General features: G+C 61.3%; 18 protein-coding genes and 1 pseudogene. 6 read left to right on the top strand and 13 right to left on the bottom strand.

The window, feature by feature from the left end:
• Positions 1-335, top strand: a 335-nt coding sequence (locus B9N72_RS18935) for a transposase (protein WP_085277760.1), incomplete at its 5' end; no start/stop codon positions are given.
• Between the two features lie 4 nt (positions 336-339).
• On the opposite strand, the gene B9N72_RS18930 is transcribed toward B9N72_RS18935, so the two are convergent.
• The 4 genes from B9N72_RS18930 to B9N72_RS18920 all read right to left on the bottom strand — a co-directional run bounded on the left by B9N72_RS18930 (position 340) and on the right by B9N72_RS18920 (position 7,313).
• Positions 340-3,702: a DEAD/DEAH box helicase gene (locus B9N72_RS18930; protein WP_085277759.1), complete on the bottom strand. Its 3,363-nt coding sequence runs from the start codon at positions 3,700-3,702 to the stop codon at positions 340-342.
• Positions 3,703-3,984: 282 nt separating this feature from the next.
• The gene (locus tag B9N72_RS21140) at positions 3,985-4,140 is read right to left on the bottom strand and encodes a hypothetical protein (protein WP_159453053.1); all 156 of its coding nucleotides are present in this window, start codon (positions 4,138-4,140) and stop codon (positions 3,985-3,987) included.
• Positions 4,141-4,207: 67 nt separating this feature from the next.
• Positions 4,208-5,713, bottom strand: coding sequence for a DNA primase family protein (locus B9N72_RS18925; RefSeq protein ID WP_085277758.1), 1,506 nt, complete (start codon positions 5,711-5,713; stop codon positions 4,208-4,210).
• Positions 5,714-6,509: 796 nt separating this feature from the next.
• Positions 6,510-7,313 (bottom strand): hypothetical protein, encoded by an 804-nt coding sequence (locus tag B9N72_RS18920; RefSeq protein WP_085277757.1) that lies wholly within the window; start codon positions 7,311-7,313, stop codon positions 6,510-6,512.
• 911 nt (positions 7,314-8,224) lie between these two features.
• Between B9N72_RS18920 and B9N72_RS21135 the strand changes: the two genes are divergently transcribed.
• From B9N72_RS21135 to B9N72_RS18910, 3 genes are all read left to right on the top strand, one after another.
• Positions 8,225-8,398, top strand: a complete 174-nt coding sequence (locus B9N72_RS21135; protein ID WP_159453052.1) for a hypothetical protein — start codon at positions 8,225-8,227, stop codon at positions 8,396-8,398.
• Positions 8,395-8,775 carry a DUF6573 family protein gene (locus tag B9N72_RS18915; RefSeq protein WP_085277756.1) on the top strand — a complete coding sequence of 127 codons (381 nt, stop codon included), beginning with the start codon at positions 8,395-8,397 and terminating at the stop codon, positions 8,773-8,775. Before B9N72_RS21135 ends, B9N72_RS18915 begins: the two co-directional genes overlap by 4 nt.
• Positions 8,776-9,344: 569 nt before the next feature.
• On the top strand, positions 9,345-10,115 hold the full coding sequence (locus B9N72_RS18910) for a hypothetical protein (RefSeq protein ID WP_085277755.1): 771 nt from the start codon (positions 9,345-9,347) through the stop codon (positions 10,113-10,115).
• A 59-nt stretch (positions 10,116-10,174) separates the two neighbouring features.
• Here B9N72_RS18910 and B9N72_RS18905 read toward each other — a convergent pair whose 3' ends face one another.
• Complete coding sequence (locus B9N72_RS18905; protein WP_085277754.1) at positions 10,175-11,740, bottom strand: recombinase family protein; 1,566 nt, start codon at positions 11,738-11,740, stop codon at positions 10,175-10,177.
• A 28-nt stretch (positions 11,741-11,768) separates the two neighbouring features.
• On the opposite strand from B9N72_RS18905, the pseudogene B9N72_RS20975 reads away from it, so the two are divergent.
• Positions 11,769-11,888 (top strand): annotated as a pseudogene (locus tag B9N72_RS20975) (exodeoxyribonuclease III); the annotation flags it as partial.
• Positions 11,888-12,484 (top strand): RBBP9/YdeN family alpha/beta hydrolase, encoded by a 597-nt coding sequence (locus B9N72_RS18900; RefSeq protein ID WP_085277753.1) that lies wholly within the window; start codon positions 11,888-11,890, stop codon positions 12,482-12,484. The pseudogene B9N72_RS20975 and the gene B9N72_RS18900, both read left to right, overlap by 1 nt.
• Before the next feature lie 260 nt (positions 12,485-12,744).
• On the opposite strand, the gene B9N72_RS18895 is transcribed toward B9N72_RS18900, so the two are convergent.
• The 8 genes from B9N72_RS18895 to B9N72_RS18860 form a co-directional block, all read right to left on the bottom strand.
• The gene (locus B9N72_RS18895) at positions 12,745-13,584 is read right to left on the bottom strand and encodes a sulfurtransferase (RefSeq protein WP_085277752.1); all 840 of its coding nucleotides are present in this window, start codon (positions 13,582-13,584) and stop codon (positions 12,745-12,747) included.
• 219 nt (positions 13,585-13,803) lie between these two features.
• The gene (locus tag B9N72_RS18890) at positions 13,804-14,208 is read right to left on the bottom strand and encodes an HIT family protein (RefSeq protein WP_085277751.1); all 405 of its coding nucleotides are present in this window, start codon (positions 14,206-14,208) and stop codon (positions 13,804-13,806) included.
• Positions 14,209-14,537: 329 nt separating this feature from the next.
• On the bottom strand, positions 14,538-16,151 hold the full coding sequence (locus B9N72_RS18885) for a methyl-accepting chemotaxis protein (protein ID WP_085277750.1): 1,614 nt from the start codon (positions 16,149-16,151) through the stop codon (positions 14,538-14,540).
• A 151-nt stretch (positions 16,152-16,302) separates the two neighbouring features.
• Positions 16,303-16,665: a 5-carboxymethyl-2-hydroxymuconate Delta-isomerase gene (locus B9N72_RS18880; protein WP_085277749.1), complete on the bottom strand. Its 363-nt coding sequence runs from the start codon at positions 16,663-16,665 to the stop codon at positions 16,303-16,305.
• A gap of 140 nt (positions 16,666-16,805) precedes the next feature.
• Positions 16,806-20,657, bottom strand: coding sequence for a DUF3683 domain-containing protein (locus B9N72_RS18875; protein WP_085277748.1), 3,852 nt, complete (start codon positions 20,655-20,657; stop codon positions 16,806-16,808).
• A gap of 405 nt (positions 20,658-21,062) precedes the next feature.
• Complete coding sequence (gene pdxA / locus B9N72_RS18870; RefSeq protein WP_085277747.1) at positions 21,063-22,061, bottom strand: 4-hydroxythreonine-4-phosphate dehydrogenase PdxA; 999 nt, start codon at positions 22,059-22,061, stop codon at positions 21,063-21,065.
• On the bottom strand, positions 22,058-23,344 hold the full coding sequence (locus tag B9N72_RS18865; protein WP_085277746.1) for a peptidylprolyl isomerase: 1,287 nt from the start codon (positions 23,342-23,344) through the stop codon (positions 22,058-22,060). Before B9N72_RS18865 ends, pdxA begins: the two co-directional genes overlap by 4 nt.
• Positions 23,341-25,554, bottom strand: a complete 2,214-nt coding sequence (locus B9N72_RS18860; protein WP_085277745.1) for an LPS-assembly protein LptD — start codon at positions 25,552-25,554, stop codon at positions 23,341-23,343. Before B9N72_RS18860 ends, B9N72_RS18865 begins: the two co-directional genes overlap by 4 nt.
• Between the last annotated feature and the right edge of the window lie 3 nt (positions 25,555-25,557).

The raw sequence follows: 25,557 nt of genomic DNA, 5'->3' as shown, positions 1-25,557 counted from the left end.
ATGAACAGACCGTGCGCAAGCAAGAGGTTGAGGTCTTTTTGCAGAGTTTGGCTGAGCGATCCAGTCGTGAGCGGCCGACCTTGCTGATCCTGGATAACGCGCGGATGCACGCCGCCATCAGAGAAGATAAACGTGATGTCTGGTTGCTGGATCATGGGTTTCATCTCTGCTTTCTGCCAGCTTATAGCCCAGAGCTGAACCTGATCGAGCAGCTCTGGAAACAAGCCAAATACCACTGGCGACGATGTAAGACATGGGGTGCCACCGAATTGAAAAGCAAGGTGACCGACTTGCTGGATAGGGTTGGCACAGAACTCAAATTTAGTTATGCGTGATTACTTAGATATTGCTGAATTCTTCGGCTAAACACTTGCGCATGCCATCGGCAGTGTTAGCCTCCAGAAAACCAGCATTAGTTACAAAACCAATCACTCCGCTATTACCGATACGGTCAGATGCCCAGCGAATGCCTCGGATATAGCTGTCATATAGGGCATTCTTATTGGTGGCGCTGGAGCACTCGGCGTAGGTGGTACGGATGCGGCTGTCCAGATCGGGGTAGGCTACATTTTGGTTGTTGTCGTTCGCACTTTCCTGACCCGCCGAATAGGGCGGATTTCCAATAATGACCCGGATATCTAGCGCCTTTTGCCGCTTGCGGCGCTTGCTATTATCAAACAGTACTTTGTCGACTAGGTCTTCCTTCTCATACATCTGGAAGGTGTCGGTTAGGCAGATGCCGTCAAACGGTACATAGTCACCACCGACGATGCTGTGGTACACCGCCTCGATATTGATGGCAGCGATGTAATAGGCTAGTAGCACCAGCTCATTGGCGTGAATTTGGCCCTGGAATTTCTGCCGTAGCTGTTCTTTGCTGAGGATGCCGCTTTGCAGCAGGCGGGTGATGAAGGTGCCAGTACCAGTAAAGGGGTCGATAATATGGACGCCGTTGCTACCTAGGCTCTGGCCGAATTCGGTTTTGAGGATATGCTCGACACTGTGGATGATGAAGTCCACCACTTCTACCGGGGTGTAGACAATGCCCAATCTTTCCGTCATGCGTGGGAAGGCATTGCGAAAGAATTTGTCGTACAGTTCGACGATGATCTTCTGCTTGCCTTCAGCCTTGTCGATGCCATCGGCGCGCAGCTTGACGCTGGCGTAGAACTTTTCCAGCGTGTCGGCTTCCTTGTCCAGTCGGTGCTCGTTCAGCTTATCCAGTACATTTTGCATGGACTTGGACATGGGGTTGTGGCTGGCAAAGCTATAGTCGGCAAATAGCGCGTCAAATACCGGTTTGGTGATGAGGTGCTGGGCAAGCATCTCAATGACCTCTTCGCGGGTGATGCTGTCGTTGAGGTCGTCCTTCAGTTCGGCCACCAGGCCTTCAAACGCCACCTGCTCATGGATATTACTGTCGTCGTTAACGATTTCAGTGATGCGGGTGATGTGCGTACGGGCGATCTTGGCGATATCGTTAGCCCATTCTTCCCAATGGTTGCGGTTGCCGCATTTCTGTACCACTTTGGCGAAGATGGCACGTTCGATTTCGCCGATTTCAAATTCCAGCACGTGCTGTTCTGGTTTGTCTTCTGCAGGCTTACCCTTGCCGGGGCTGCCGATGCCGTAACTACTTTTACCTTTGTCACGATTGGCTGCAGCGGCTTTGCTATCCGCCTTCTTTTGCACCTTATCTGTAACAGCGATGACTTCCATCTTGCTGGTATCGTTGCCGATGAGGTCCAGCTTGTTGATCATGGCGTCAAAGCGGTCGTCGTGCGAACGCAGAGCCTGCAGTACCTGCCACACCACCTTGTAGGTCTTGTTATCGTTCAAGGCCTCATCTGGGGCCATACCTGCCGGGATCACGATAGGCAGGATGACATAGCCGCGTTTTTTACCGGAAGCATCATTTTTACGCATGACGCGGCCAACGGACTGCACCACATCTACCTGAGAGCTGCGCGGGGTGAGGAACAACACGGCATCCAGCGCGGGAACATCCACGCCTTCGGATAGGCAGCGTACGTTGCTGAGAATACGGCAGCTATCGTCCGGCACAGGAGATTTGAGCCACGCCAGTTTGGCTTCTTTTTCGCCGGCATTCATACCACCGTCGATATGGTCGGCTTCGCAGCTGAGGCTGGCACAATCTTCGTCCGGGTTACTGGCCTTGTACTCCTCCACCACCTTGGCAAACATGGCGGCTATTTTCTTGGAGCTGATTTTGTGGGTTTTGGCGTTGCTCTGATATTCGATGACCTGGCAGAAGGCCACTGCGCGACGCATGGCAGCGGCGTCATCGCCCAAGTCTTCACGAGTATCCTGCTTGGATAGCGCCTTCCAGCACCCTACGATCTTGGCTGCATCTTCCACCTTGATTTGGTTGTCGTCGTCTTTCAGCAGGTTTTGCAGACTGCGGCTGATGTGGGCTTCGTCCATGGCCAACACCAGTACCTTGTAATCCACCAACAAACCGGCCTTGACTGCCTCGCTGAAAGTGATGACGAATAGCTCTTTGCCATACAAACTTTCGTCGTCCATGGAGCACAGTTCCACGTCGCCTTTTTCGGCGCTGGCCTTGGCGCTGTCGCCATAGATACGGGGCGTGGCTGTCATGTACAGTCGCTTGGCGGCGCGGATGAAGTCGCCGTCGTGTACCTTCACAAACGCGCTTTCTTCTTCGCCATCAAACGTGGCCCCGGTGGTGCGGTGGGCTTCGTCGCAAATGATGAGATCAAAGTCAGCCAGGCCATGCTCTTGCTGGGCGCGGCTGATAACTTCGATAGAGTGGTAGGTGCTGAACACCACACTCATATGTTCGTCATCATGGCGGTTGGCCATCTCTACGGCCAACCTTGCTGGCTCGGTGGTGGCTGGATAGCGCAACTCGTGTGCAAAGGTCTGCACCACGTCGTCGTCTTTCTTGCGTTTCTTGCCCACATCGCTGTCGGAGCACACGGCAAAGCTGTGTAGCGGGGTTTCGCTCTCTTGCGTCCACTCGGTGAGGGTTTGCGATAGCAGCGACAGGCTAGGCACCAGAAACAGCACGCGTTTGCCCGCACCGACCAGCTTTTCGGCGATTTTCAGGCTTGTGAAAGTTTTGCCTGTGCCGCAAGCCATGATGAGCTTGCCGCGCTCAGCGGTATTCAGGCCACGTTCAGTGGCCGCAAGCGCCCGCTCTTGATGAGGTTTGAGCTTTTTCTTGTCCTTGAATACCGGTGCTGTATTGGCTTGGTACTGGCTCCAGTCGATCTGGCTGTCTTCCAGTGCCTGCAGGTCAATCTTGAATACCGGAGGCTGCTGGTCAATCAGCGCATCCTCGGCGTTATTGCCCCAGTTGTTGGTGGTGGTGACGATGACGCGGCGGGTGAACGGTTTCTTGCCAGATGCGGTGAAGAAGCTGTCGATATCAGCTTTCTGCACCTTGTAGTCTTCGGCGTAGAACTTGCACTGGATGGCGTGGTATTCGCCGGTAGCGGTCTGCGCCACCAGGTCGATGCCGGTATCTTTCTTGTTCCAGCCCTGGCCATACTGTTCCGCCCAGTCTGCGTAGGTCCACACGTCGGAGTACAAATCGCGGTAAGTGGCTTCGTTGCGCAGATAGCAGACGAACAGTTCTTCGAAGTAGGTCCCTTTTTCACGTTCTGTGACCGCCGCAGAGCGGAAAGTATCAAGTAAAGAGGACAGTGCAGACATCGCTATTCTTTTCCTAGTGCGGTAGGGCTGAGATGCTAGACATTGTACATGCACCAGCCGTCGAGATAGATGCCTTTGACATTGTCGTAGACGCTTGAGCAAGACTTTCCGGCAGTCATGCTCGATACAGTGCCGAAACGATCAAGGCACCTCATCCGAAGGCGTGCTGTGAAAATTATGCAAGGGTCTGTCGAATCTTATGCGGAATGAGCAGCTTGGGAATTTTGCAGCTATAAGGCGGGACGCCCACCCCGGAGTGGGGGGTAGGCGCGATAGACGGTGTTACTTCTCGTTTGCGTACTGCTCGTCGTTCACGGCCTGCTTCAGCAGCCATTCCGGCGTTTCTGGGAGTGGTTTACCCAGCTTGATTTTGCCGATGGGGTGCCACGTTGCAGCAGGGAGCGGCTCCCCAACCGGTAAGGTCTTTTTCGTTTCCATCGGTTTCTCTTTCATTGTTTATCGAGCGGATCGGGGAGACTCGCATCTCCCCGATCACTCAGTTCATTCAGTAGGCCATTTCATCGTTTGCAGCGACCAGGAGCTGGCCAATCGCATTGTTCGTACGGAGGCGGGGACCATCGCCGTGCTGAATCTCCCGCGAAATCCTCTCTGCGGGAATCATCAGACCACGGTAGGCGTTCAGTCGACTATTCAGGCGGTAACCCTCAATATCGACATAGCCAGCCGGGGTTTTTGCATCGCGCAGGTCCAACTTTAGGCGGCGCAGTTCTTTGCCAAAATTGACTTCGCTCATGACCTTATGGCCATGAGACAGGCACCACAGCTTGAAGGCTTTGTACAAGTCTCCCTTGGCAATCACGGCTTCCTTGTGCAGTTGCACCGCATCTTCCACGAACAGGGCAATCGCGTTGTTTTCCTGGCGAAGACGCGACCCGCTGGCGGTGACCGAGGTCGGAACCACCAAGCCCTCTTCCAGCACCCGAAGTGCGCCCTCCAAGGCCCAGTTCAGGATGCCTGGCAGTTCCTGTTGTGCCAGCTTGTCTTGCAACTTCTTGTCGCGCTCATGCTCTTCCAGCGTGACCGGCCACTCCACCAGCATCAGGCGACGCCAAGTCCCACCAGAACGGTCGTCAATCACCGGCACATCATTCACCGCAAAAACCAACGCGGTATTACAGGTCATGGTGTAGTGATGGCGATATTTCGGGGTGGCCAACACCGGTTCGCCCGAAACCAGCTTCTTCAATATCGCGGTTTCGACTCTCTCAGTGCGCTCGGTTTCGGAGCCGACATTCACCAGTTTGTTCGCCAGTAGCTCCACGCTCTTGCCATTCAGTTCGTTCAGGCTCAGCGTGGCTGCGTTTTCATCCCCGACCAGGGCCTTAAGCACCCCGATCGCCACGCTCTTGCCGTTCGCACCATCTCCCAGCCAGATGGCAAACTTCTCTTCATGAGGACGGTTATGACCGAGCACGACCCAACCGAAGAAGTTTTGTAGATAGCGGCGTACTTCCTCGCTCGGCTGCATTCGTTCCAGAAAGCTCATCCAGAGGGGGCAGGTCGCTTGAGGGTCATAATCAAACGGTAGCTGATACCGTTGGCCATAGTTCTTGTGATGCGGGGTCAGTACCCATTGCTGGCCTACACACTGCAGGAAGCCATTGGCGACGTTGATGCCGGAAGCGCTCTCTGGTACTCGCTGGCTCAGTCGTGTCAGTTCAAACTGCAGGCCAGGAACCAGGTTCCGGGTCGGCTTGCCACCGACATCGCGGATAAGCTCAGAAATCTTGGTCTCGGCATCCAGGTCGCTCTCTACACACCATTTAGCCCCATCGTAGTACCAGATACGGCCATCACCGCCATTGGCGAAATACGGCCGGAGTTCATTCATGTAGGTCTCGGAAATCGCGGCGGCCTTTGGGGTAACCTGAATGACGTTACGTAGCATCGTTAACGCACTAGCAGGAACGTGGTTCCACTTCAATGGCTTGGGGGCGACCGGCAGAACAGAAATGATGTTATTGAATTGTTGAGCAGTATTGTTTTGCATTATAGAAATCCTTTTTACCGCCCCTAGAACAGGGACGGACAGAGAAAGAAATCCATCGCTCCCGTTCGCTCAGACCAAAGAATCTAGCAATCGGTCGCGATGCGACATTGCTGACGGCGAGCCCGAAGGCTCAAGCGGCGTCAGCCGATCAGTTCAGATTGTTAAGGAACGAAAGGGTCAATAGCCCGGGTCTCATCACGGCATGCGTTGGAAAGGACAAGAACAGCCCGATGCAAGCGGATGCGAATGGTGAACGGTGAAACAATTTAAATTTTGGAAATGCGTCTCGCACTCCGAATGTTTTCGGAGGGAGCACGGGATGGACCGCTAGGTTGGGTCCTGGGGAATAAGGCGAGCGCCTTGTTTGATAGTCATACTATGGCAATGCGCTTCACATTGCAAAGAGTCTTCTCACAATACGCATGGATGCTGTGGTGAAAATGCATAACGCTGTTCGTCTGAGTGTCGCGCCATGGCCGTCTGGCCTGTCCTGTCTGTCCGGGTCGGAAACCAAACTTTTCCGAAACTCACTCAGCCAGCTATTTTTGACTTCTTGCCAAGACAACCAGGACAGAAAAATAAAGTCTTGTTTTTCATGGAGTATTCTTGTCCAGCCACCCGTCCTGGATAAAACACTCCGGACAGCCAAAACATAAAAACACAGAGCCAGGGGCCGATGGCCCCGTAAGCCCTGCTAGGGTAAACAACGTGGTCGGCACGTTGCCCGCCTACACCATTTGTTAGGCTGAATCAGTCGTTTGCGCACGGTCCGACCAGGCCGTGTCTTAGCCTCAACTTAGAAAAACGCGATAGCCTCGAAAGAGTATAGCGACGCTTCATAGCGCAGCCGGCTGGCAACTTGCTCCGCACTCCAGCCTTGTTCCTGCAAGTCCGCCGTCAGCTTCTTGGCAAACGCTTTGGTGCAGATAAACACCACTTGGCGTAGGGTCACGTCTTCATGCAGAGGTGCCGCCTCACCTGGGCGTGGGGTGTTCTGCCAGATAGCCACCAGCCAGCGTAGCAGCTTGGCGTAGTCGTTGCGGTTTTTGTGACTGTGCTCCACCTCCACCCACCAAGCCATCGCCCCGGAGCGCACCAATACATCCGGCTTTTTACCGGCAATGCCGTTCCCCCCTCCCAGCCAGCGCCCCTGAGCAATCTCCCTCTCCGTGGACACGCGATAGCCCGCCATTGTCGCGCTGATCGCCACTTCGTTGGCGATACAGCGATGCAGGAAAAACGCAGCATGGTAATCGCGCACCAAGTCCTTGCCGGTCGTCGCCGGCACGCCCAGCCCCTGCAGTACCCGAGCACCACGCTCGGATAGCGCATGGATGCGGCTGCCATTTGGTGCATTCGTACTGAGCACCAGGCGCTGCCGGCGCATCCGTGCCAGGGTGCGCTGGGCCATACGAATGGCCGTATCGGTGGCCGCGAGCGGAGCCAAGCTGGGATGCCGCCCCAGCAATAGCCTGGTAAAGCTGTGCCAGACCAACACAGCCAGGTCACGTGTGCGCAACCAGCCATAGCGGTGCAGTGCTCTGAGCACCGCCGTTTCATTTTTCTGCGCAACCAAGCGGCCATCGGGTGGGGTCTTCATCGTGTTCTCTCCAAAGGATGTCGAAAACAGGTATAGCCACCGCTTCGCTTGGCCCAGTCTCCTCCCCCATCGCCCGGGGGCGTAAGGGGGAGGCGTCGTGGAGTGCTGCGCACGCTGGAGCAGCAAAGCCTGGCTGTGTTCTGGACGAACGCCTGACTTTTCGGGCCTCTGGACGTGTCCCGTGCTCCTATTGATGAGGGCGTCCCCAAGCCTCTCCTTCCGCTTAGCGCTCCACTCAACGCTCGGGCAACCCGCCCGACCGGTTCCGCTGGACGCTGCTCCGGCGTTGGTGCGCACGCGCACTCGGCCGGGTTGCCCGAGCGTACGCCGGGACGCCGGGACTCCGTCCCCCACTGCGCCACCGGCAAGCTGGGGCTTGCCTCAAGCACGGCGACGGCTACGCCTGCCGGCTTGTGTCTTGCGGCTCCCCCTGTCCTCTACCGCGCTAGCTGGGGCCAGCGGGTCTCGGAGGCTGCGGCTGGACGCCTTGCCCCGCGCACAGCGCGGCTCCCCTCCGCGCTCGGTCTAGCCGATCGCTGCGCGCCTACAGCTTGCGCACCCCGGCACGGCTGGCAGTTGCCAGCACGTGCCTCGGCCCCGTCGCGCCAGTGAGGTTTAACGCACGCGGTTTCCTGACTCCGTCACCTTAGCGCAAGCCTAGCCCGAGCCGGCCAGGGCGCAAGCTGCCAGCCCTTCGGGGCGAACGGCACCCGGTCCTTTCAGGCTGCGGCTTTGTTTCGCCAGCTGGCGCCCCGTCCTTGTGGCTCGTTCTTACCGGATTGCGGGCGTCGAACTCAGAAAACACGGCGGTAAAACCAACGTCCCCCGACACAGCGCCAGGCCCGCACGTCAACAGCCAAGCAACGGCGGGCTCGGAATCTAGAAATCCGGTCAGTTTGAAAGGCAACAGCATGGAACACCCCACACCAGAACCGAAGCGCGAGGAACACATGACGGCTGAGGGATGGAAACGCACCCATCGCGATTTCAAAACCATCCGGGATGGTCAGCGCCACGTACTGCGCTGGACAGCCCACGGCACCAGCCTCATGCCCGTCACCATCGTCAAGGAGCAACGCAAATGAATGACCCGATTTTTGGTGAACCGATTTACGCCTACTGCCGCGCCCAAGCCATTGCCGACGGCGTGCTCATCGATGTCACCGATGCCGCACGAGAAGCCGGATTCCGCCTGCCGGTTGCCGTCACAGCCGGGGTCTGGGCTACGTGTGTCGCCTGGGAGGCTGATGAAGCAGGCCAGGACGAACGCGGCAGGCTGTGGGATGTGTTGTGGCTGGCCCGCTTAGCTACCCGGAAGGCCAAAGACCTCGGCGAGGTGGACTATTCGCTGCGCGTGGAGCAAGCCAGTGGGCGGGTCGAGCACTTCACCCTGCGTCTAGCAATAGGTCCGGGAGATGACGGCGAGCCCGTACTGACCATCTTGTACCCCGGCGAAGACTAACCCCGACCGCCCCGCCCATGGGCGGGGTATCCCCCAAAGAAAGGAGAACATCATGTCTTTTTGGAACCGCCTGTTTGGCCAGGCCTCTACAGCAGAAGAGGCCCCCCACCCCGAGGCCACCTCGGTGGTCAATCCCGCCACCGGTCTGCTAATGATTGACAACACCATAGGTGGGGTAGATGCGGGTGGCAGCCCGTTTGGCCAAGACGTTCACCACCATCATTCGTGCTCCGGCAATCAGTCCTGGGCACCATTGAATCACGGGCCAGACTCACTCTAGAAAACATCATTTTTGCAGGTGGATTATTAAATCCAAAGCTCTTCTTAAAAAGAAGAGCTTTTTAGCACACCTTCAAAAAAACCACTTTTAATTAGTTGTTTTTCAACACAAATAACATATTTGCAGCACGACATTCGAGACAAAAACAGGGGGTTTTGATAGAATTTAACCATCAAAAACAGGAGAGAAACTTGATTGTCCAAGGCAATAAAAATCCTTCAGTCGCCATGATCAGAAGCCCCGGCTAAATCCGGAATTACCCCAAAATGACTGAAAAGGAGCCCATAAAATGGATAATCAAGCCTTCTGTGGCTATGAGCATGAATTAGAACCATCGGAGCCATTCCCGCCCCTACCTGCTATTACCGCTAAGTTAATGAGCCTGAAAAAGGCACAGCAATGCTGGTCAGGCATTGTAAGGGCGTTATCCATCATGGAGAAAATCTGCAAAGAACGTGAGCATCAGTTCGACATGTCCGGATATATCGATTACCGCTGCAACCTCGCCGGCATCGGACGGCCATACGAAACCTCTGCCACCTTTGGTAAAGCCCTGCTTATCCATCTCGGCCCCAAATTCGAACCCTGCCTGACAGCCCTGGCAGAACAGCACCCCTTTATCTCGAATATACTCCGCCTCGACAAACTGTCGGCAGCAACAAACTTCGAGTGGGGTTGTGTTCTACCTGATGGCCGGCACGTTAACCTGATGGTGCCCGCCCTGGCCTTGGTTGATAGTGGCATGCTGGAAAGCGACCTGGCAGGTGAAAATGGCTATGACAAAGTCGCTTTTGTCCCAGTGGTATTCATCGCGGGTGACAGCCTCGCCAGCGGTGGTTTCTGGTTCGATGCCATCGATAGCGAGGACCTGCATGCCGCCTGTTTTACCAGTGGCAACTACAACCCTTACGCCGAGTGGGATGCAGCGGACCTGTTTGAAGCCGCCAAGCTTGCAGAGGACGCGGGCTCGCCGACCCCGTGGGGGCACGCCCTCTGGAAAGATGAGGATGGCGTCTACCACATGCATGTGACCACCATAATGGCACAAGTGAATCCGTGATAATCCTCTTCCGAGTGTGAAGAATTCCCAGCCCCGCCGATGGCGGGGCTCAGCCATTCCTAAGGTCTGACTCCCGTGGCCTTTCGCTTAAGTCGCTTTTCAAGAAGCTCTGCAGGTGGATTAATGGCAATTCCATTCCCCGAATGCGTTTTGATCATCACAATACGGCCATGCCAATCGATCCGTTGCACAACAGATGCAATTGCCATCGCGAGTTTGTGTCGAATCTCTCCTGCTTCTTTATCGGCTACAGCATCATGGGCTTGCCTGGCAAGGTCCTCCCCAAAAGTTCTTCCTTGTATGGGCAGGCTAGCTAGTTTTTCCTTGGCTGCCAGTGCAGCTTCCACCGCCTCATTCTTCTCTTTTTGAATGGTAGCCAGTCGTTGAAGGATAAAATCGTTGTGACCACCATCTTCGATGGCAGCTAACAGCCTGTCTGCCTTCTCTTGAGCATCGGCTGCTTTTGCTTCAGCCAGTGCCAGCGCCTCTCTAGCAGCCGTAGCAGCAGAATCTTGCTTGAAGGCATCTTGCTCCATCTGAGCGAGCCCTGACAAAACAGGACCAAGCAGAATGGGCTCGGGAAGGGAGGGGCACTCAGTAAGCCCTGCTTTTCTTCCAAGACAGTAGTAGCGCCCAACCCCACGACCTGAAGGTGCTTTACGCTCCATCTTTTTGCCACATCTACAAAACAGTAAGCCCGCAAAAATATCGGCAGTAATGCCGTGCATACGTTTCGGACCAGGTCTGCCGACCAGTGAGGCCTGAACTTTGTGCCATAACTCGTCAGAGATGACGCGAGGGAAATAGTCCTGGACGACGTCCCCATCTGGGGTAAGTCTCCCAGCAACCATTCGGTGTGGCTGCCACTCGCCCAAGACCCTACGGTCTCTAAGGAGCCGGCTGATCGTGGTGTGCTCCCAGATTCCTGTCGTACTCTTCTTTACCCTCCATGGGTAATCCCAGCCTTCTTGATTTGCAATTCTGGCAATAGCTATGCCACCAAGACCGTTGGCCGCCAGCTCAAAAGTACGTTTTACGGCCTCGGCTTTTTCCTCATCAAGCATCCAATGCGACATGTCTTGACTTGGATTCGCCCAGCCAGGCCCATGCTTTGTTGAGACGACAGCCAGTCCGGCAGTTCTCTTCTTCTGAAAGGCGGCACTCACCCGCTTGGCTTTGGTGGCGCTCTCCTCATGTGCCCTAGCAAAGAGCAAAACAGACACAAGGAAGTTGGTAGTGTCATTGATGTTCTCGTTGTTCCATTCCTGACCATCAATCATGGACACAACACGTATCCCGGCACGCACAATTGAGGTCAGAAGGCCAACGGCTTCTGGGATAGCCGTGCGTGTGAGGCGATCAAGGCTCTCTAAGAGTAAGATCGAACCCTTGGGGACTCTTCCCGCTTCAGCAGCAGTAAGGAAGGCGGACAAAGCTCCGCGCGTTGCGTTATCGCCCGTATAAGCGGAGACGCCCAAGTCTGCAAGAACAAGCTCGTTGTCTAGCGTGAAGCCTCGCTCAGCACACCAACGACGTGCTGCTTCTGACTGTCGTTCAAGACTGTGACCAGAAGCTTGGCGGCCTGATGAGAAGCGGCGGTAAGAATAGACACGGGTATTTTTCATACCCTTATCATAGTAGGTATTTTGTATGATTGACTACCATATCGTCACGCCGTCGATGATGGCGTGCGCGCGCGCGGCGTCGGTGTACAAGGACGTGAAATTTTCCGATCATGCCCCGCTGATCGTGGACTACAACAGGACGCTGTGATGTTCGACGACGAGGATATCTTCCTGCTCACGGTACCGGGCTGGGGCAATTCCGGCCAGCAGCATTGGCAGACCTTGTGGGAGCGCAGCTACCCGCTGGCGCGCCGGGTGGAGCAGGAAGACTGGCTGTATCCGGACCGCGACGCCTGGGTGGCGGCGCTCGCCCGCAGCGTTGCCGAGATCGACGGCAAGGTGGTGATCGCGGCGCACAGCCTGGGCTGCCACACCGCGGTGGCCTGGCTGCTGTCGGCGTCGCTGCTGGAACAGCGCAAGATCAAGGGGCTGTTGCTGGTGGCGCCGCCGGCGCTGCCGATCACGCCGGAACGCGCGCTGGCCAGCGGCGAATTGCCGGCCGGGGCGCGGCTACCGAAGTTCACCGGCTTCGGCCAACCTTGGGCACAGCGCCTGCCGTGTCCGGCGATCATGGTGGCGAGCCACGACGACCTGTTCTGCGAGTTTGCCGACGCCGAGCGCATGGCCCAGGGCTGGGGGGTAAAGCTGGTGGATGCCGGCAACGCCGGCCATATGGGCAGCACCGCAGGGCTGGGCAGTTGGCAGGAGGGGCAGCGTCTGTTGCAAAAGCTGATGCTGGCGTAGACGGGCGCAGCATGCCGGAAGCCATCAATGAGACGATGGGTTGTACTGTGCTTCCCCATCCTGCGGAGCAGCCATCGATACTTGTCGCCCGAGGATGGGCAGAGGTGCTCGGTACCGGAACCCATCGTTTTTCAGCCGCGTTGTGACGGGCCGCGTCGCGTTTCGCCCGTACTATCGATGCCCACGGGTGAGGCGCTGCTTGCAAAAAGCCATCCGGCGAGGAACCCGGATGGCTTTCTGTTTATGGGATGGCGCTGGGCTCAGCGTTCCACCGGCCGAGTGGGGTCGCTGCACCATTCGCTCCACGAGCCGGGATAGAGCCGGCTGCCGGTGAGGCCGGCGTGTTCCATCGCCAGCAGGTTGACGCAGGCGGTGACGCCGGAGCCGCACTGGTGCACCACCTCCGACCAGTCGTCACGCGCACCCAGCAACGCAATCCATTCCTGTTTCAGCCTGTCCTTGTCCTTGAAGCGGCCATCCTCATCCATGTTGCGCATGAAGAAGCGATTCAGCGCACCGGGGATGTGGCCGCCGACCGGATCCAGCGTCTCGCCCTCGCCGCGGTAGCGTTCCGGCGAACGGGCGTCCACCAGAACGAAATCGGGGTCGCGCAGGTTGGCGAGCACCGCGTCGGCCTTGACGGCCTGCGCCAGCGCGGGATGGCTGACGTAGCGCTGGGTGTGACGACGCGGCACGTCCCGCGTCAGTTCACCGCCGATCGCCAGCCAGGCGGGAAGCCCGCCGTCGAGCACGGCGACGGCTTCATGTCCCAGCCAGCGCAGCAGCCACCAGGCGCGCGCGGCGAACATGCCGCCGGCGTCGTCGTACACCACCACCTGTTTGCCCGGCGTCACGCCGCAGGTGCCGAGATCGACCGCGAGACGCTGCCCTTCGGGCAAGGGATGGCGACCGTTGCGGCCGGTTTTGGCCCCGGACAGGTTGTAGTCGAGGTTGAGATAGTAGGCACCGGGAATGTGCCCCTTGTTGTAGGCGTGATGGCCATGATCGGGGTCGCTGAGCTGGAAGCGGCAATCCAGCACGACGCGCTCGGCTGCTGGCAGGGCGGCGAGTTCGCTGGCGGAAATCAGCGTGGTAAACATAAATGGCTCTCCATACAGGGGCACGGGAAAGACGCTGGCGTGCGGTTGGCGCTGGCCTGGTGTCGGGATCGGAGCCCGGCGCGGATCACCGCCGGATGCAGCCGCTGACGGCGGCGTCGCGCACCGCTGGAACGACCGGCGGACCGCGATGCCAAAGACCCGGCCATCAGCCTACCCAGAACGGCCGGGTGGCGGCAAGCCGGGTGTCATGGCTGAGCCTCAGGGGACGGTGTTGAGCGCGGCGATCAGCTTGTGCGCCAGGTCCGGCTGGCCATGATCGGCGCCGCTGCGGCGCGCCCCGGCCCAGATCGGGCTGGGGAAATGGGCATCGTTCTGGAAGCGCGGAATCACGTGCCAGTGCAGGTGCGGCACCATGTTGCCGAGGCTGGCCAGGTTGATCTTGTCGGGCTTCATCACCTGGCGCACCGCGACCTCGGTGCGCAGCAGCCAGTCGAACAGGTGCTGGCGGTCGGCGGCGGCGAGGTCGCTCATTTCCTTGACGTGGGCCTTCCAGATGACGCGACAAAAACCCGGGTAACCGGGTTCGTCGACCAGCACCACCCGCAGGCGATCGTCCTCGAACAGGACGTTGCCGGCCGGTGAAGAGCAGAGTTCACAATACATGTCGGGGGAATCCGCGCTAAAAATTGAAAGAGGAGAATGCTTCATTGTAGCGGCCGGCATCGCCGGCCGCTGTCGTGTCGCGCCACGCGGCGGCTGCCGGGTGGGGGCTTGGTGTCGGGCAGGAGCTTAGAACCTGTTCCCGAGCTGTCGCGAGCAGCCCTCAGCGGGGTGAAGAGCAGCGCAGAAACCGGAATGTACTGGAGTACATGAGGATTTCCGCTCGCTGAGCGAATCTCTGCGTGCACATCTTCGATGTGCCCAGCGAAAGCTTCGCACGCAGTGCACATGAGCCCCGATCAGGGATGCGTAGCAAGATCGTGAACAGGTTCTTACAGCCGGTAGGCGCTGACCACCTGGCGCATGCGCCCGGAGACCTCTTCCAGGCGCTCGGCCAGCGCCGCCGCCTGGGTCGCCGCGCTGCTGTTTTCCTCGGCCATGCGCGCCACCTGTTCCACCTGCTGGGCGATGGTGGTGGTCGCTTCGCCCTGTTCGCGGATCGCGGAGGTGATCTCGGCCACCAGCCGCACGCTGTGGCCGGACGACTCGGAGATGCTGCCCATCGACTGCTGCGCCGAGTTGGCGCCGGAGACCCCCTGTTCCACCCGCGCCACGGCGTGCTGCATGCGCTCGACCGCGCTGCCCGACACGTTCTGGATGGCGCCGATGATGGTGCCGATTTCCTGCGTCGAGGCGGCGGTGCGTTCGGCCAACTTGCGCACCTCGTCGGCCACCACGGCGAAGCCGCGGCCCGATTCGCCGGCGCGCGCCGCCTCGATGGCGGCATTGAGCGCCAGCAGGTTGGTCTGGTCGGCGACGTCGCGGATCACGTTGATCACCGAGGCGATCTCCTTGCTCTTGGCGTCGAGCTGGCGGATGTCCTCGGCCGCGGTATCCACCGCCGCGGCGATGGAGTGGATGTCGCTAACGGTCTGGCCGATCACCTGGCGCCCGCTCTCGGCGCGGTCGCCGGCTTCGCTGGAGAGCTGGCTGGCTTCGCCGGCACGTTCCGCGACGTGGCTGATGCTGACCGTCATCTGCTCCACCGAAGCGGCCATGTGCGAGGAGGACTCGCTCTGTGCTCCGGAGCTCTTGGCGACCTGTTGCGACGCGCCGAGCAGTTCGGACGAGGTCTGGCCCACTTCCTGCACGCCGGCCTGCAGGTTGCGCAGACTGTCCTGCAGGCGGGCGATGAGCTGATTGAAGGCCTGCAGGGTCTGGCTGACCTCGTCGTTGCCGCGCACTTCGGCGCGGCGGGTGAAGTCGAGAGAGGATTCGATGGCGCTGATGGTGCCCTGGGCGTTGGCCAGCCCGACGCTGATCTGACGGGCGATCAGCCAGCCCAGCAAACCGGTCAGGAGCAGGATCGCCAGCACGGCGCCGCCGACGATGAGCTTGGCCTGCTGCACGGTGCTGTCGGCACTGTCGGAACGCTGCTGGGCCTGTTGTACCTTGTATTCCAGTTCCTGGTTGAGCGCGGCCACGGTCTGGTCACCCAGTACCTTGAGCTGGTTGAGCTTGGCGTAGGCTTCGTCCTTGCGGTACAGGCCGGACAGTTCCACGGCCTTGTCCGCTTCCTTCAGATAGCCTTGCAGCGAGTTGGAAGAGGCCTTGAACAGGGCGAGGTCGCGCTCGTCGCTGCCGATCAGCCCCTCGTAGTCCTTGAGCGCCTTGTTCAGGGTTTGACGCTGCTGCTTGAGCACGCTGTCCAGCTGCTGGATCTGGTTGGAGTCGGTGGTCAGGATGTGGTTGAGGATGCTGGTGCGCATCGCCAGCAATTCGATGATGAGATTGTCCAGCTTGCGCAGGCTGGGGATGGTGTCTTCGTTGACGGTCTTGAGGCTCTGGTGAACGGTGCCCAACTGCTGCAGCGCCATACCCCCGATGAAGACGCTGCCGATGATGGCGGCTGCGATCAGGATCATCAGCCGGTGTGCGATTTTCATTCTCTCCCCTTTATTGTCGTGACGGTGCGGTGGACCGTCCGCGGGCCAGTATAGGCCATCTGCATGGTGTAATGAAGGGGTTACCCTGGGGGCGGGAACGGCACCCGGCGCGGCGTCGCCGGGTGATCTCGAGCGGGGGGCCGGGTTGGATTCAGTCGGCGATAATGACCTTGCTGTAGCTGGCTCGCTCCATGTCGCGGACTTCGACGCTCAGCTGCACTTCGGCGCCGGGCAGCGTCAGTCCGGCACGCTGCAGCACCGCCAGCAGGCTGGCGGACAGCGCCTGCTTGCACTCGGGGGTGCGGCCGGAGAGGAGCGCCAGCGTGACGTGGGCAAAGGCGCGCGGCGCGGGTTCGATGCCGATGCGGAAGTGCTCCAGCCGGCAGGCCCGGCTCTTGATGTCGTTTTCTGTGAATTGTCCGGACTCGACCAGCTGGCGGTTGAGTGCCAGCAGGGTGCGGTCGGCGTCGAGCGTGGTGAGGTTGCTGCTGTAGTCGAGCGTGAGGTGCGGCATGCGGCGGCTCCGGGTGGGTGAAGATGTCATGATAGACGAGCAAGGCGAGTGGCGGGGCGATGAGTGGCGGGAACGCCAGAGGGTGAGGCAGGAATAAAAAAAGCGGCCCGGGTAGGCCGCTTTTTCCTGGCACGGAGCGCTTACAGCAGCACGCGCTCGATGCCGCCGTTGCGCGCCTTCTCGACGTACTCCGGCATCCAGTTCTCGCCCAGCACGTGCTTGGCGATCTCGATCACGATGTAGTCGGCCTCGGTGCCGGTGTCCTCGCCGTAGCGCGACAGGCCCTGCAGGCAGGACGGGCAGGAGGTAAGCAGCTTCACCGGTTTCTCCTGCGGCTGGCCCTCGGTCAGGAGCGCCAAGTCCTTCTCGATTTCTTCCTGCTTGCGGAATTTCACCTGGCTCGAGATGTCCGGGCGGCTCACCGCGAAGGTGCCCGATTCGCCGCAGCAGCGGTCGTTGAGCTTGACGCCGCCGCCGAGCAGGCTGTTGGCCACGTCGAGTGGCTGGTAGGCCTTGATCGGGGTGTGGCAGGGATCATGGTACAGGTACTTCTGGCCGCTCACGCCGTCGAGCTTGACGCCCTTTTCCATCAGGTACTCGTGGATGTCGAGGATGCGGCAGCCCGGGAAGATGTCTTCGAAGCGATACTGCGTGAGCTGGTCGTAGCAGGTGCCGCAGCTCACCACCACGGTCTTGATGTCGAGGTAGTTGAGCGTGTTGGCCAGGCGGTGGAACAGCACGCGGTTCTCGGTGGTGATCTGCTCGCCCTTGTCGGCGTGACCGGCCGAGGTCTGCGGGTAGCCGCAGCACAGGTAGCCCGGTGGCAGCACGGTCTGGGTGCCGACGTGCCACAGCATCGCCTGGGTGGCGAGGCCGACCTGGCTGAACAGGCGTTCCGAGCCGCAGCCGGGGAAATAGAACACCGCCTCGGCGTCTTCCGCCACCTGCGGATTGCGGATCACCGGTACGACGTTCGGATCCTCGATGTCGAGCAGGGCGCGCGCGGTTTTCTTCGGCAGGCCGCCCGGCATCGGGCGGTTGATGAAGTGGATCACCTGCGCCTTGATGGGTGGCTTGCCGAGCGTGGCCGGCGGCTGCTCCTTCTGTTTGCCGATCAGGCCGAACTTCTTGGCCAGGTTGTGGCCGAGACGCTGCGCCTTGTAGCCGATGTCGATCATGCCGACGCGCATCGCCTTGATGGTGGCGGGGTCCTTGACGGTGAGGAAGGTCATGCCGAGCGCGGTGCCGGGGTTGAACTTCTTGTTGCCGGTCTTCCTGAGGAAGTTGCGCATCGCCACCGAGACGTCGCCGAAGTCGATCTTGACCGGACACGGTTTGACGCAGCGGTGGCACACGGTGCAATGGTCGGCGACGTCGGACAGCTCGTCGAAGTGCTTGAAGCTGACGCCGCGGCGGGTCTGTTCCTCGTAGAGGAAGGCTTCGGTCAGGAGGCCGGTGCCGAGAATCTTGTTGCGCGGGCTGTACAGCAGGTTGGCGCGCGGCACGTGGGTGGAGCACACCGGTTTGCACTTGCCGCAGCGCAGGCAGTCCTTCACCGAAGCGGAGATCTGGCCGATGTCGGACTGCTCGAGGATCAGCGATTCGGCACCCAACAGCTCGAACGACGGGGTGTAGGCGTTGGACAGGTCTGCGCCCGGCAACAGCTTGCCGCGGTTGAAGTGGCCGTTCGGGTCGACTTGCTGCTTGTAGGCGGCGAACGGCGCCATTTCCTCGTCGGTGAGGAATTCCAGCTTGGTGATGCCGATGCCGTGCTCGCCCGAGATCACGCCGTCGAGGCCGCGCGCCAGCGCCATGATGCGCGCCACCGCGTGGTGCGCGGTCTGCAGCATGTCGTAGTCGTCGGAGTTGACCGGCAGGTTGGTGTGCACGTTGCCGTCGCCGGCGTGCATGTGCAGCGCCACGAACACGCGGCCGCGCAGCACCTTCTGGTGGATGGCCTTGACCGCGGCCAGGATCGGCGCATCGGTCTTGCCGGAGAACAGCGTCTCGAGGTCGGCCAGGAGCTCCCGCTTCCAGCTCACGCGCAACTGGAAGTCGCGCATCGCGATGAACACCGAGGCGGGGTTGGCCGAAGCGTCTTCCAGCGGGGCCTCCGGCCACAGCGCGCGGTAGTCGGCGAGCGGGGCGTCGAGGTGGTCGAGCAGCCACTGCCAGCGTGTTCGCACCGCGCCGATCAGCTCCAGGGCGCTGGCGCGGCGCTCGCCGATCAGTTCGTCGGCCGACACCGCGCCGCTCTCGGCGTCCACCGGCAGGCGGCCGTGGAAGTAGTCGGTGAGGCGGTCGAGCAGGCGCACCTTGTTGGCGATCGACAGCTCGATGTTGATGCGCTCGATGCCGTCGGAGTAGTCGCCCAGGCGCGGCAGCGGGATCACCACGTCCTCGTTGATCTTGAAGGCGTTGGTGTGCTTGGCGATGGCGGCGGTGCGGGCGCGGTCGAGCCAGAATTTCTTGCGTGCCTCGGCGGTGACGGCGATGAAGCCTTCGCCGGAACGGGCGTTGGCGAGCTTGACCACGTGGCTGGCGGTTTCCGCCACGGCGTTTTCGTCGTCGGAGACGATGTCGGCGATCAGCACCATCTTCGGCCGACCCTTGGACTTGGCCTTGGTGGCGTAGCCGACGGCGCGCACGTAGCGCCAGTCGAGGTGTTCGAGGCCGGCCAGCTGCACGCCGGCCGCCAGACCGGCGCCGCCGGCCTTGAAGTAGTCGGTGATCTCGACGATGGCCGGGGTGGCCTGTGCTACGGTGCCGAAGAATTCCAGGCAGACGGTGCGGGCGTGCTTGGGCATGCGGTGCAGCACGAAGCGCGCGCTGGTGATGATGCCGTCGGTACCTTCCTTCTGGATGCCGGGCAGGCCTGCGAGGAACTTGTCGGTGACGTCCTTGCCGAGGCCGACCTTGCGGAAGGTGCGGCCAGGGATCGCCAGCTCGCGGCTGTCCAGTACCGTTTCGCCATCGTCGTCCAGCTTGCTGATGCGGAAGGTGGCGGTGTCGATATCGTGAATCTTGCCGAAGTTGTGGCCGAGACGCTCGATGAACAGCCAGTGGCCGTTCGGGTCGACCATCTTCCACGAGGCCAGGTTGTCGAGCGCGGTGCCCCACAGCAGCGCCTTCTTGCCGCCGGCGTTCATCGCCACGTTGCCGCCGATACAGGAGGCGTCGGCCGAGGTCGGGTCGACCGCGAACACCACGCCGGCGGCGTGAGCGGTTTCCTCGACGCGGCGCGTCACCACGCCGGCGCCGCACTGGATGGTCGGGTGGCGGCCGGTCAGGCCGGGCAGGGTGATGTATTCGACGCCGTTGTGGCGGTCGAGCTTCTCGGTGTTGATCACGGCCGACAGGCGGTCGAGCGGCACGGCGCCGCCGGTGTAGCCGGTGCCGCCGCCGCGCGGGATGATGGTGAGGCCGAGTTCGATACAGGCCCTCACCAGCGGGGCGATCTCGGCCTCGGTGTCGGGGCACAGCACCACGAACGGGTATTCGACGCGCCAGTCGGTGGCGTCGGTGACGTGCGACACGCGCGCCAGGCCGTCGAACAGGATGTTGTCCTTGCGGGTGTGGCGCGTCAGGCGCTTGAGAATCTTGGCGCGCAGCTCGCGGGTGTCGCTGAACTGCTGCTCGAAGCGGGTCACGGCGTTGCCGGCGGCGACCAAGAGCTGGCCGACCTTGTCGTTGCCGATGCGGCGCTTTTCCACCTCGGCGAGGCGGTGGCGCATCGCCCCGGTCAGCGCCGCCAGGCGTTTGGGGTTGTCGAGCAGGTCGTCGACCAGGTAGGGGTTGCGGTCCACCACCCAGATGTCGCCCAGCACCTCGAACAGCATGCGGGCGGAACGGCCGGTCTTGCGCTCGCCGCGCAGCGATTCCAACAGCTGCCACATGTCCTCGCCCAGCAGGCGAATCATGATTTCACGGTCGGAAAAAGAAGTGTAGTTGTAGGGAATCTCACGTACGCGCTGGTGGGCGGTGGCGTTCATCGTGCTCTGGACTCGACAAGGTTTTGGATAATAACGACAAATTTTACCGCAATTGCTGCGTCGCGAAAAATGCCGCTCACGTCATGGTTATAGCGTCGGCGGCTATATGCGGCTGAATTGGCGATTGTCGGACAATGCTTGCCTCGGGTTGAGGAGGCGGAGAGGCTCGTGATGTCACGGAGGAGGAGCGTCCTGGCGCTTGAGCCGTGTGCCGGGAGAGGTGTGGCGTGGCTGCGTCGCATCGTGTCGTTGTGCGTCACTGGCAGTGAATGACACTGCGGCGAAACTCTGTTCTGGCGCGGCATCCGGCAGAGCTCGGCCGCCGCCGCAAAAAGACCCTGAACAGGCTCCAAGACGCAGACGAAGGGCCGGGGTTCATGGCCCAGCCACTCTCACGGCGACGTCTTACCGGACCGGGCCTGGTGCGGCGTGGCGGGCGGCCAGGGTTTCGGCCAGCGCCAGCGCCTCGAACAGACTGCCGGGGTCGGCGCGGCCGCTGCCGGCGAGATCCAGCGCGGTGCCGTGGTCGACCGAGGTGCGGATGATGGGCAGGCCCAGCGTGACGTTGACGCCTTGGCCAAAGCTGGCGTGCTTGAGTACCGGCAAGCCTTGGTCATGGTACATCGCCAGCACCGCGTCGGCCTGGGTCAGCTTGTCGGGATTGAACAGCGTGTCGGCCGGCAGGGGACCGATCAGATTCATGCCGCCGGCGCGCAACGTGGCCAGCACCGGTTCGATCACCTCGATTTCCTCGCGCCCCAGGTGACCGCCTTCGCCGGCGTGCGGGTTGAGACCGGCTACCAGGATGCGCGGGGCGGCGATGCCGAACTTGCCGACGAGATCGGCGTGCAGAATCTGCAGCACTTCAGTCAGGAGGGCCGGGGTGAGGGCATCGGGCACCGCGCGCAGCGGCAGATGGGTGGTGGCGAGCGCGACGCGCATGCCGCCGCCGACCAGCATCATCACCACGCGGGGGGTACGGGTCTGCTCGGCAAGGTATTCGGTATGGCCGGAGAAGGGCACGCCGGCGTCGTTGATCACGCCCTTGTGCACCGGTGCCGTGACCATGGCGGCGAATTCGCCCGAGACGCAGCCGGCGATGGCGGCATCCAGCGTGGCCAGCACATAGCGACCGTTGGCGGCGTCGAGCACGCCGGGGCGGCTCGGCGCCGCGAGCGGCACGTGCAGCACTTCCAGCGTGCCGGGCGTCGGCGCGGTCTCGCGCCGGTAGTCGGCCAGCGTGAGCGCCAGGCCCAGCAGACGCGCCCGTTCGGCCAGCAGCGTGCGGTCGGCGATGACGACGCGTCGGCTGGCGCCGGGGGCTTCGGCCAACCTTAAGACCAGCTCGGGGCCGATGCCGGCCGGTTCGCCGGCGGTGATGGCGATAACGGGCGGGCGGCTCACTTTTCTTCCAGGCGGTCGTCGACGAAGGCCGAGTCACGCAGCTGGCGTACCCAGTCGAGGTAGGCCTCGTCGATCTTGCGGGCGCGAATCTGCTGCTTGACCATCATCTTCTCGCGATCCTGCGCCACGTCCTGGGTGCGCTTGCCTTCGACCTTGATCAGGTGCCAGCCGAACGGCGAGCGCACCGGCTGGGACACGGTATTCAACGGCAGCGAGGTCATGGCCTGTTCGAAGGTCGGGACGGTGTCGCCGAGATTGACCCAGCCCAGGTCGCCGCCGCGGGTGTTGCTGGCGTCTTCGGAGTAGAGCTTGGCCATTTCCTCGAAGCTCGCCCCGCGCTCGATACGGTCGCGGATCTGCAGCAGGCGCGTCTTGGCGTCGGCTTCGGAGACCGCCTCGTTGGTGCGCAACAGGATGTGGCGCACGTGGTACTGCTCGACCATCAGCGGGGTATCGGCGCTACGCTTTTCCTGCAGCTGGAAAATGAAGAAGCCTTGCTGGCTGCGAATCACGGTGGTGTGGCTGCCGGGTTGCATGGTTTCCAGCAGCTTGGTGAAGTCGAGCGGCAGGCTGGACGCCGGACGCCAGCCCAGGTCGCCGCCCTTGAGACCGTTGGGGGCGTCGGAGTAGGCCGCCGCCACCTTGGCGAACGGCTGGCCGGCGTCCAGTTCGGCCAGCGCCTTGTGCGCCTTTTGCGACTGGGCGTCGATCTGCTTGGCGTCGGCGCGCTCCGGCACGCTCACCAGGATGTTGGCCAGGCGGTATTCGGAACGGTTGGCGGTCTGCTCGCTCTTCAGGACCTGCTCGACCTCGGTGTCGCTGACGTTCACACGCGACTCGACTTCCCGCTCCTTGAGGCGGGACAGCAGGATCTGGCGGCGAATCTGCTCGCGGAAGGTGTCGAAGGTGACCCCTTCCTTGGCCACTTGCACCTTCATCGCCTCGAGCGTCAGCTTGTTCTGGCTGGCCAGGCGCTCCAGCGTCTGCTGCAGCTCGTCGTCGCTGACGCGTACGCCGTTGCTGGTGGCGTACTGTACCTGCACCTCTTCGGTGATCATCTGTTCCAGCACCTGGCGCGACAACACGTCGGGGGCCGGGGGCGTGACCTTGCGCGCCTCCAGCTCCATGACGGTGTCTTTGACACGTTTTTGCAGGTCGCTCTCGGTGATGGCGCTCTTGTTGACGACCGCGACGATGCGGTCCACCGCGCGTACCGGGGCCGCGTAGGCCGTGCCGAGGGTGGTGGCAATCAACAGGGCAAGCAGGGTTTTCTTCATGGTCATTGGCGTATGTCGTTGATTTTGCTATAGCCGGGGATGGCCAGTCGCAGGGTGTCGAGCGGGTTGCTGCCGATACCGCCGAGGTCTTTCAGCTCCAGTTGCAGGAAGACGGCATTCTTGGTCGCCGTGCTGGAAGACACGTAGCGTTGGCCGACCACGCGGGCGGTCCAGCAGCCGTCGTTGTACTCGAAGCCGGCTAGTTGTTCCAGCGGTTTCTTGTCGATCAGGGAATAGTTATAACGCGCCACGGCGTACCACTTTTTCGCCAGCGGCCACTGCCCGGCGATATCGACCTGGCGCAAGGGGCCGGGAGTGCCGTCGGCGTTGCCGACGTCGGCCGAGCGGTCGTAGCGGTAGCGGATGCTGGCGGTCTTGCCGGGCGTGGGGGTGTAGAACAGCTGCAGGTTGTACTGCTCGGTCTTGCTGAGCTCCTGGTTGTGCTGGTACAGGCTGTCGAAGCGCCAGCTCGGGGTGAGCTGGCCCGCCGCGCTGAACAGCAGGTCCGAGCTCTGGGCGCTGCGCTCGGTGGTGGTGCCGTTCAGCGTCAGGTTATCCCGGCTGAAGTAGAACACCTGCCCCACCGACAGCCGCAGTTGTTCGCTGCCGGTCTTGTCATCCAGGTAACGGGTGGATAGCGCCGCGGTCAGCTGGTTGGCGCCGTTGATGCGGTCGGAGCCGGAGAAGCGGTTCTCATTGAATAGCTGGGCAAAGTCGATGCTGTTCTCGGCGCTGTCGAAGTTGGGCAGGTCGTTCTGCTGCTTGCTCGGGATGTTCAGGTAGTAGAGGCGCGGCTCCAGCGTCTGGATGTAGTTGCTGCCGAACAGCGTGGTGGGGCGGTCGAAGTAAAGGCCGCTATCGGTGCTGAAGATGGGCAGGGTGCGCGTCACCTCGCGCGCTTTTTCGCTGCCGAAATCGTCCAGGCTGTAGCGGGTGTAGTGCACGCCGAGCTTGGGACGGAGGTAGCCCCAGCTCTGGTCCAGCGACCAGGTGACGCTGGGGTAGCTGACCAGGCGGCTGCCTTCCTGTTTGGTAGGGTGGGTGAAGCGGGTCAGCTCGGCTTGCAGGTTGGCCGACAGGCCCGCCCCCAGTTCCTGGTTGGCGTTGGCGGTGAGCTGCGGCAACCGGGCGTAGGGCACGTCGACCGGGGTGGTCGAGTCCTGCAGCGTCTGGTAGCGCTGTGCCTTGAGCTGGGCGTTGAAGGTGCCGCTGTCCCACTCCGAGCCGTAACCGAGCCAGGCTTCGCGTACCAGGTTGGTGCCGGAGGCAATGTCCTGGCGGCTGCCGAAGTCGTTGAAGTAGTCGTCGTCGGAGACGTAGTTGGCGTTGTAGCCCAGATTGAAGCCGGAGCCGAGGGTTTGCGAGTGCTTGGCACTCCAGGCGTAGCGGCTGCGCCCGGCCTCGTGGTCGTCCGGTATCTGCGTGGTGGCGATCTCGCCCTTGTAATCCGGCTGCAGGTAGCGGAATTCGGCGCCGAGCATGGCACCGCGCTTGTCGTTGTAGCCTGGTGTGAGGGTGGCGTCGTAGTTGGGCGCGATGTTCCAGTAGTAGGGAACGCTCAGTTCGGTGCCGTTGCTGCCGGTCTTGGCGATGGGCGCCAAGACGCCCGATTTGCGGCCGCCGTCGAGCGGGAAGTCGATCCACGGCGTGTACAGGATCGGCACGCCCTGGAACTCGATCCGGGCGTTGTGGGCTTCGCCGACGTTCTTGCCGTAGTCGAAGTCGATGCTGGAGGCCTTGAGGTACCAGGAGTCGTCGCCCGGGCGGCAGGTGTTGGCACGTGCCTGCAGCAGGCGGTATTTGTCTCGGCCGAGGAATTCGGCGCGCTCACCGCTGCCGCGGAAGGTGCGCAGGCCCTCGGCGGCGGCGAAGTCGGGCTGTTCGGCGCTGCCGGTGCGGTTGGCCAGGTCGTAGTCGAGCTGGGTGCCGGAGACGCGGCTGCCGGACTGGGTCAGTGTGAAGTGATCGCCGGCGCGGGCGCGGTTCTTGGCCTGGTAGTACTCCAGCCAGTCGGCGGTGAGCGTCTGGTCGTCACGGCGTACCACCACGTTGCCGCGGGCCTTGATTTCGTTGTCCATCTGGCCGCTGAGTTCGTCGGCGCTGAGCTGGGTCTGACCGGCTGCGGGCGCGGTGTTCAGTTCTTCTGCCTGGACCGACGAGAGTGAGAACGCGGCGGCGAGCGCCAGCGTCAGCGGGGTGGGTTGTAAACGTGCCATGCA

Origin of the sequence: Pseudogulbenkiania subflava DSM 22618, from assembly GCF_900177275.1 — a bacterium.
In the GTDB taxonomy this organism is placed as follows: Bacteria; Pseudomonadota; Gammaproteobacteria; order Burkholderiales; family Chromobacteriaceae; genus Pseudogulbenkiania; species Pseudogulbenkiania subflava.
The sequence above is the reverse complement of the archived record's forward strand: the minus strand, read 5'-3'. Positions and strand labels throughout refer to the sequence as shown.

Coding starts and splice junctions, on each gene's coding strand:
- B9N72_RS18925 (WP_085277758.1), bottom strand. CDS start 5,713: ATGCAAAACAATACTGCTCAACAATTCAATAACATCATTTCTGTTCTG.
- B9N72_RS18895 (WP_085277752.1), bottom strand. CDS start 13,584: ATGTTTACCACGCTGATTTCCGCCAGCGAACTCGCCGCCCTGCCAGCA.
- B9N72_RS18885 (WP_085277750.1), bottom strand. CDS start 16,151: ATGAAAATCGCACACCGGCTGATGATCCTGATCGCAGCCGCCATCATC.
- B9N72_RS18915 (WP_085277756.1), top strand. CDS start 8,395: ATGAATGACCCGATTTTTGGTGAACCGATTTACGCCTACTGCCGCGCC.
- B9N72_RS21140 (WP_159453053.1), bottom strand. CDS start 4,140: ATGGAAACGAAAAAGACCTTACCGGTTGGGGAGCCGCTCCCTGCTGCA.
- B9N72_RS18900 (WP_085277753.1), top strand. CDS start 11,888: ATGTTCGACGACGAGGATATCTTCCTGCTCACGGTACCGGGCTGGGGC.
- B9N72_RS18875 (WP_085277748.1), bottom strand. CDS start 20,657: ATGAACGCCACCGCCCACCAGCGCGTACGTGAGATTCCCTACAACTAC.
- B9N72_RS18910 (WP_085277755.1), top strand. CDS start 9,345: ATGGATAATCAAGCCTTCTGTGGCTATGAGCATGAATTAGAACCATCG.
- B9N72_RS18860 (WP_085277745.1), bottom strand. CDS start 25,554: ATGGCACGTTTACAACCCACCCCGCTGACGCTGGCGCTCGCCGCCGCG.
- B9N72_RS18880 (WP_085277749.1), bottom strand. CDS start 16,665: ATGCCGCACCTCACGCTCGACTACAGCAGCAACCTCACCACGCTCGAC.
- B9N72_RS21135 (WP_159453052.1), top strand. CDS start 8,225: ATGGAACACCCCACACCAGAACCGAAGCGCGAGGAACACATGACGGCT.
- B9N72_RS18890 (WP_085277751.1), bottom strand. CDS start 14,208: ATGTATTGTGAACTCTGCTCTTCACCGGCCGGCAACGTCCTGTTCGAG.
- B9N72_RS18920 (WP_085277757.1), bottom strand. CDS start 7,313: ATGAAGACCCCACCCGATGGCCGCTTGGTTGCGCAGAAAAATGAAACG.
- B9N72_RS18865 (WP_085277746.1), bottom strand. CDS start 23,344: ATGACCATGAAGAAAACCCTGCTTGCCCTGTTGATTGCCACCACCCTC.
- B9N72_RS18905 (WP_085277754.1), bottom strand. CDS start 11,740: ATGAAAAATACCCGTGTCTATTCTTACCGCCGCTTCTCATCAGGCCGC.
- B9N72_RS18930 (WP_085277759.1), bottom strand. CDS start 3,702: ATGTCTGCACTGTCCTCTTTACTTGATACTTTCCGCTCTGCGGCGGTC.